Origin of the sequence: Vibrio sp. V23_P3S9T160, from assembly GCF_963886625.1 — a bacterium.
Classification (GTDB): Bacteria; Pseudomonadota; Gammaproteobacteria; order Enterobacterales; family Vibrionaceae; genus Vibrio; species Vibrio anguillarum.
Window position 1 is genome coordinate 1 of sequence record NZ_CAWPDB010000098.1, and the last position, 2314, is coordinate 2314.

The following is a 2314-nucleotide window of genomic DNA, read 5'->3' on the forward strand; positions in this document are numbered from 1 at the left end:
AAAATTGAAGTTCAGTGATTACGGTGTGTTTTTTGAGTTCGGCTATGCGTTGTCAACCCCTTAGCCGGGCGTTAGGCAAAGTGAGTTTTTATCAGCTAAATCGGGTTTGAATTGAACGGTAAATTCCATGTTTTGTGGCTTAACTTAAGCAATAAATAATCATCACATATTTGCTGTTTCTTGATCGCGTTGGGTTGCTTTTCGTTGTGAGTTTAGCGGTAAAATAACCTTCAGCATCCAAACGTCCGCCGAGCATGCTACGCTCGTCACTTTTCTTCCAAACCGCTCAATTTGAGTTTTTTTGTTTCTTTGCTGATTTAGCATTTTGGTTTATAAATGAATCAGTTAGTTGGTTTAAAATTCACAAAAAATCTCGTTCTTTGGTTGTGAAAGTGTCGGTGTCAATTGGTTGGCCTAACAAACGGCTCAAGAGGGATTGTCAACGCGTGGCGGCTTTGGTGCAAAATTGCAGTTCAGTGTTTACAGTGTGTTTTTTAAGTTCAGCGGTGCGTTGTCAACCCCTTAGCCGGGCGTTATGTACTTTCTCGAAAATTAACCTAGCCAACGTATGAAATTAGGTCGTAAACTTAGCTTAATTAAAGGGTTAGGTGATAGATATGGCATTTTCAGAAATTGAGCAACAGCGTTACAGAAAGGCAGTGGAGAAGTACCTTGATTCTTGTCGACCGCCAGAAGAGATCCGCAATCAACTTGATATTGGGTATCGGTTAGAGGGGCAGGTCATCGAAATCTTCGAGATACGTCCTAAGTGGAATGATCCATCCGAAAAAATGGAGTGCCCAGTAGCCAAAGTCAAATATTATAAGTCGCGTGACGCGTGGAAAATTTACTGGATGAAATCCGACCAAAAATGGCATTCGTATGAGCCAATCCCAGAGATTCAACTTCTAGAAGCTTTCTTGGAAATACTAGAAGACGATACTTATGGGTGTTTCTGGGGATAGAACCAACCAGGTACATAACAAACGCTTCAAGAGGGACAGCCAACGCGGGGCATTTTTACTATGCGTTGGTTTGTGTGATTGCGGTGTTATGCGGAAACTTGGTAGTAGCGTTGTCTGCCCCTTAAGCGGGCGTTATGTGCTTTTTACTATGGCAATCATAGTTAGTAAAAGATAATCTGAATTTAGTGAGTTAAACCAATCATCTACTTAAACTTAAACTTAAACTTAAACTTAAACTTAGGAGTTAATTTATGGATATAAAGAAAATATCACCCTTTATAGTACTAATCTTAATGCTGTCAATTTCTATTCCAATGGCATATTCTTTCGAGGGGGATATGGTGCAGAAAATCATGATTACAGTCATGTATGTTATGGTTTTTTTATCTGTTTCCGGCTTGATTGGAGTATGGAGAGATCTAAAGATATATAAGATAAATGAAGTTAAATTAATATGTTTTATATATCCAGTATCAATTATTATAGTGGAGCTTTATCCTTTATTTCTTTATTCAATATCAGTCCAAGAAATACCTTCAATTTTTTATATCCGTGTTGGTATGGAGTTTTCTTTTTCAATTCTTATATCTGGTATACTCTGGTCTTATTACACACAGCCTCAAAATTGATATGGTATTTTTTTGAATTTACTTGTCATTCGATGTTGGTTTTTTTCCATAAACATAACAAACGCCTTAAGAGGGACTGTCAACACGTGGCGTTTCCAGTCCCAATGAGCCGAAGTGGTTACGTTTGTTGAGTTTGGTGTTATGTGTTGCCAGTCCCTTAGGCGGGCGTTATGTGTTGGATGAGTTTTTAAGGTTAAATCTACGATTTCATTGAGAATTCGTTTCGTGTCATAGGCAAGTTGGCTTAGTCGAAATGGATTCTTGAACAACTTGAGATTGATCGTTTTCAAGGTTCTTGGGTTGCCTCAATGGAGTTTTGGATCTGCTTTGTATTGAGTTTTGTAGGTTTCAAATCGCTTTAATTGAAATGTCTTTTTGATTGATTCTCTTGCTGAAGCTCAGCTCTGAAAGTCTGGTGTCGAAAAAGGTTTGGTTGTGGCTGAAAGGGCGCTTTCTTTGTTGTTGATTCTGCAAGTGGCTATCTTTGGCTCAGATCGCTTTGAAATTTAGGTTTTGGTAAGCATCGTTTTTGCAGGTAACTTATTAAGATTTCTTCGTTTTTACGGTGGTTTACTTTGAATGAAGCGTGAAATTCACATAACAAACAATTTAAGAGGGATTCCCAACGCTTGGCATTTTTGATTCTACTTCAAATTTAGTGTTTACGGTACAATGCTTTAGGTTGGGTGGTAGCGTTGCTCACCCCTTAATTGGGCGTTA

Annotated in this window: 2 protein-coding genes; both read left to right on the plus strand. The window is 38.4% G+C overall.

The genetic code is table 11. The annotated features are described in order from the left end of the window. Positions 1 to 617 precede the first annotated feature (617 nt). Positions 618 to 965 (plus strand): DUF3024 domain-containing protein, encoded by a 348-nt coding sequence (locus AACU59_RS04925; RefSeq protein ID WP_017042813.1) that lies wholly within the window; start codon positions 618 to 620, stop codon positions 963 to 965. A gap of 251 nt (positions 966 to 1216) precedes the next feature. After that, on the plus strand, positions 1217 to 1594 hold the full coding sequence (locus AACU59_RS04930) for a hypothetical protein (RefSeq protein ID WP_161437732.1): 378 nt from the start codon (positions 1217 to 1219) through the stop codon (positions 1592 to 1594). Positions 1595 to 2314: the final 720 nt, after the last annotated feature.